Origin of the sequence: Yersinia sp. 1252 StPb PI (assembly GCF_048593885.1) — a bacterium.
Taxonomy (GTDB): Bacteria; Pseudomonadota; Gammaproteobacteria; order Enterobacterales; family Enterobacteriaceae; genus Yersinia; species Yersinia enterocolitica_E.
This window is the reverse complement of sequence record NZ_JAZGQE010000277.1, coordinates 1-3,943: the sequence shown is the minus strand read 5'-3', so window position 1 is coordinate 3,943 and position 3,943 is coordinate 1. Positions and strand designations below refer to the sequence as shown.

Below are 3,943 nucleotides of genomic sequence, written 5' to 3'. Positions count from 1 at the left end.
CCCCAATAATTACAAATACGATTATCAAATACAGGAAATAATTCCTAATCACAGATCTAATCGCCTTCTTCGCAGGTTTTGAGCTATTGAAAAGCATTCCACCGAGGAAGAAAAATAGCGGCATGTGCCAAACATATGGCGTATAAACGTTGAATGGGGTGCCGTAGTAATGCCCAGCAACAACAGCAATAATTCCAATTGCTTTCACATAATTTATTGCGCGCCGATACTGTTCTTCTGGCATTATTTGCATTTTCATTCTGACCTTATTGAATTTAGGGAATAATAGCATTGATGTGAATGGTTACAAGCAGATGCCAATTCAGGTAGGTGGCGCTAAATAACGCCACTTGCTTTTACTTAGCTATCATAGAATCAAGATAGTCCGCATACCATTGCATCATACGTTTGCGGTCATCAATGTATTGGGCGTGATTATACACACCCCTGATTTTACTTTTGTCCAGATGAGCAAGTTGCCTCTCCACCCAATCACCTTCGAAGCCATGTTCATTGAGTATTGAACTCATTTGGTGCCTGAACCCATGACCGCACGTTCTACCCTCATAGCCAACTCTGCGGATCACTCCAAGTACTGTGTTTTCACTAATTGGCTTGGCGCGATCATTACGCCCTGGGAATACCAATTCAAAGTGACCGGTTACTGGTTGTAGTTGCTTGAATAAGTTAATTACCTGGCTAGATAGGGGTACTATATGCAATCTGCGCTTCTTCATCACTTCAATCGGGATAGTCCAGATCCCTGCATCTAAATCAACATCAATCCATTTAGCATGTCGTAGTTCTTTTGTTCGCAAGCCAGTGAGCATTAATATCTGAGTGGCAGCCTTCGCTATAACGCTGCCAAAATATGAGTTTAGTGCAACAATGAAGTCTGGAACTTCAGCTTCAGTAAGAAATGGATAATGGGTGCCGCTAGGCGGCGTCATTGCCACGGTTAAATCTGGGGCAGGGTTATATTCAGCCCGACCAGTGACAATTGCATATTTGAATACTTCCCCGCAACGTCTCCTTGTTTTTCTCGCCATCTCCATAGCTCCGCGCGCTTCAATTTTCCTAAGTACATCTAAGAGCATTAAAGGTTTCACGTCTTTTATTGGCATATGGCCGATGAAAGGAAACACATCGCGAAGGAACATAGACATAACCAAATCGCTATAGTCTGGCGTCCATACTTTCCTTTTTGAGGAATGCCATTCTTTTGCAATTGCTTCGAAAGTATTTTCAGCTGATATGCGTTGCGAAACTTTTTTCGCTTTCTTGTCTTGAGATGGATCCACACCATCAGCAAGTAGCGATTTTGCTTCATCTCTTTTTTGACGTGCATCAGCCAGTGTTGTAGCTGGGAATAACCCAATAGTAAGAAGCTTCTCTTTCCCGTTAATGCGGTACTTGAGCCGCCATGACTTAGCGCCAGTGATAGAGACATACAAAAATAAACCTCCACCGTCAGACAGCTTATAGGCTTTCTCTTGTGGTTTAGCTGTTTCTACCTGCCTGGCTGATAATGGCATTTCGGGGGTATCCTATGTAGAGGCTGTTTCGATACCCCTGATACTACCCCCACTTTATACTTTATTCACAGTTATTTGTGGTTATGCGTGGTAACGTCGATTGTCTGAGAGCTTTACTATGAAAGGGTTTTTGGTGTGACGTGGTTATGCGAGGTAATGCTGTAGTGGTGTCCCCGACTGGAATCGAACCAGTAACTAGCCCTTAGGAGGGGCTTGTTATNTCCGTTTAACTACGGGGACCCGGCCATTGGCAGAGTGACTGCCGCTGAAGTGTACTGCCGAGCATTATACGCATTTTTATCCAGATAATAAGCGGTTAGCTGGCTGTTTGGTCACTCTGTCACCAACTTAGAGTGATTAAGTGATAGTAATAACCGAAAAACGATGTTTTCTCGACACAGCTACAGTTACCCAATGTGATTAAGAGCCATCATCTAAGATGAGTGTGGCTATCGAATTGCGTCAGACGCGAGAGATGATTAAATTACACAATTAAACAAGACAGCTTAAGGCTCTAAGGATAGAATTTTTTGTATTGCATCCAGCGCGCTAATTTTTTTTAAATCTTTTCGCCAAGAGAGATAAATATTAATACCGAATTTATCTTCGTAATAAGGTGTCATACGTTTATAGGCAATTCCCGCTCTGCTAACCATGCACATAGAATAAGGAATAAAGGCCATTCCACGTCCTAATGCAATTTCTGATAACATCCGTAATGGATCACCAGGCTCAGGTTTTCGGGTTAGATTAAAAGGTAACGCATTGAAAATCTTCTCACATTTATCAAAGTAATCAATATTAGCCAGCCGGCTAAACCAATATAACGGGAGATCACTGACATCTTTTAAATCAATAAACTCTTTTTGACTGGCAGGATGACTACTTGGAATAGTTATCAAGTTTATCTCTTTATAGATGAATTTAAATTCCAATAATTCATTTTGGTATGGTTTTTCTGCAACAATCGAAAAGTCCAGATGTCCGTTAAGCATTTCCATTAAGAGTTGTTTAGATGTATAGGTGTCTTTGTAGATTTTATTTGTATGCGCTAAACCATCAAGCGTGTCCTGAATTTTAGGCATTAAATTAAAGTCTAACGTTTTAGTCGTACCTGCACGAAACCCTTGATCATAAGTGCTGTGTTTTTTTATTTCTGCCAAATCAGCAACCATGGTGTTCAAGAGCTTTCTACTCTGTAATTCAAACAGTTTACCGGCTTCTGTTAGAGATACCTGATGTGTATTGCGTAGGAATAGGGCTGTTCCCAGATTTTCTTCAAGATTACGAATTTGCGTCGATAGCGGAGGTTGTGAAACCCCTAGTCGCTCGGCTGCCCGTCTGAAACTCATATCGTCACACACAGCAAGGAAAAACTGTAACTGCCTGATAGTAGGAAGTCTTTTACTAAATATCTGCATCACTTTCTCCAACATCCGTGTTCACGTTTAAGCGACATTTCAGTAAGGTCTATCTCAAGTTTTAAACCTGCTGATATCTTTATACTATCACAAAATAAATATTTCAAAACATTGTTTTAAAAACGTAAGCTCCTTTCATCGAAATAACGATTAACCCACAATTGATTGAAAAGGAAATATACAATGTCATCTAACTACCTAATGATTTCTCGCTACCCTTTAAAGAAAGGGATGGAATCCAAACTCGCAGGGTTATTGCAGTCATCCGCAATGAAAAACTATTATCTTTCGATGCAAGGTGAAGATAAGGAATTGCTGGAATTCAATAGCTACACTGAGATAAGTGAAATTCAGTATGACGAGAATCATCTGAACGATATTCTTGCTGACCTTACGGCACTATTGTCTGGTGATGTAAAACGTGAACTGGTTAAGTATGTTGAAAGCCCGATTGTGTCAGAGAAATCTGTTCCTGACTCTGAATATGTCCAGTTACGACATGTAGAAGTTGTTCCAGAATTTCACTCGCAATATCGTAACTGGCGGGAAAATACAATTTTTAACGTTGTCCGTAGCAATAAGGACAAGATCGAATCTTTTGAAGCTTATCACTCAGTATTTAGTACTCAACCTGGTGTTATGTTTGTTTCATCTTTTTCGGTAGAACCTGAAGAATACATAAAATCATTCACCGATGAAAATTACCAGAGAATAATTCAACAAGCAGGTGATAGATATATCACTGGCGGTAATGACGGCTTGTATACAAAAATTTATCAAAAAATTTCATTTAATTAATGAAAAATGAGGCAGATGAACATGCTAACAAAACAAAAAACAGACCTATTGGTGGTCGGAGATAAGTTCCACGATTTCGCTATGGGTAATGATATTGTTACATTGAGTCAGTTAAACTTAATGACAAAGATTCCATCTAAAGTTTTAGCTAAAAATAATACTTTAGTTGTTGGGCAAGGTGTAAGAAAA

At 39.8% G+C, this 3,943-nt stretch carries 4 protein-coding genes and 1 tRNA gene; 1 reads left to right on the top strand and 4 read right to left on the bottom strand.

The window, feature by feature from the left end; genetic code table 11:
* From V2A85_RS22495 to V2A85_RS22480, 4 genes are all read right to left on the bottom strand, one after another.
* Positions 1-259: acyltransferase family protein (locus V2A85_RS22495; RefSeq protein WP_420072419.1), on the bottom strand; the 259-nt coding region annotated here is incomplete at its 3' end.
* A gap of 97 nt (positions 260-356) precedes the next feature.
* Complete coding sequence (locus V2A85_RS22490) at positions 357-1,535, bottom strand: tyrosine-type recombinase/integrase (protein WP_420072418.1); 1,179 nt, start codon at positions 1,533-1,535, stop codon at positions 357-359.
* A 165-nt stretch (positions 1,536-1,700) separates the two neighbouring features.
* A tRNA-Arg gene (locus tag V2A85_RS22485) sits at positions 1,701-1,775 on the bottom strand.
* 266 nt (positions 1,776-2,041) lie between these two features.
* Positions 2,042-2,971 (bottom strand): LysR family transcriptional regulator, encoded by a 930-nt coding sequence (locus V2A85_RS22480; RefSeq protein WP_420072417.1) that lies wholly within the window; start codon positions 2,969-2,971, stop codon positions 2,042-2,044.
* A 168-nt stretch (positions 2,972-3,139) separates the two neighbouring features.
* Between V2A85_RS22480 and V2A85_RS22475 the strand changes: the two genes are divergently transcribed.
* Positions 3,140-3,754 carry a hypothetical protein gene (locus V2A85_RS22475; RefSeq protein ID WP_420072416.1) on the top strand — a complete coding sequence of 205 codons (615 nt, stop codon included), beginning with the start codon at positions 3,140-3,142 and terminating at the stop codon, positions 3,752-3,754.
* Positions 3,755-3,943: the final 189 nt, after the last annotated feature.

Excerpts from the sequence above, each read along its gene's own strand:
- V2A85_RS22490 (WP_420072418.1), bottom strand. The coding sequence starts at position 1,535 with ATGCCATTATCAGCCAGGCAGGTAGAAACAGCTAAACCACAAGAGAAA.
- V2A85_RS22480 (WP_420072417.1), bottom strand. The coding sequence starts at position 2,971 with ATGTTGGAGAAAGTGATGCAGATATTTAGTAAAAGACTTCCTACTATC.
- V2A85_RS22475 (WP_420072416.1), top strand. The coding sequence starts at position 3,140 with ATGTCATCTAACTACCTAATGATTTCTCGCTACCCTTTAAAGAAAGGG.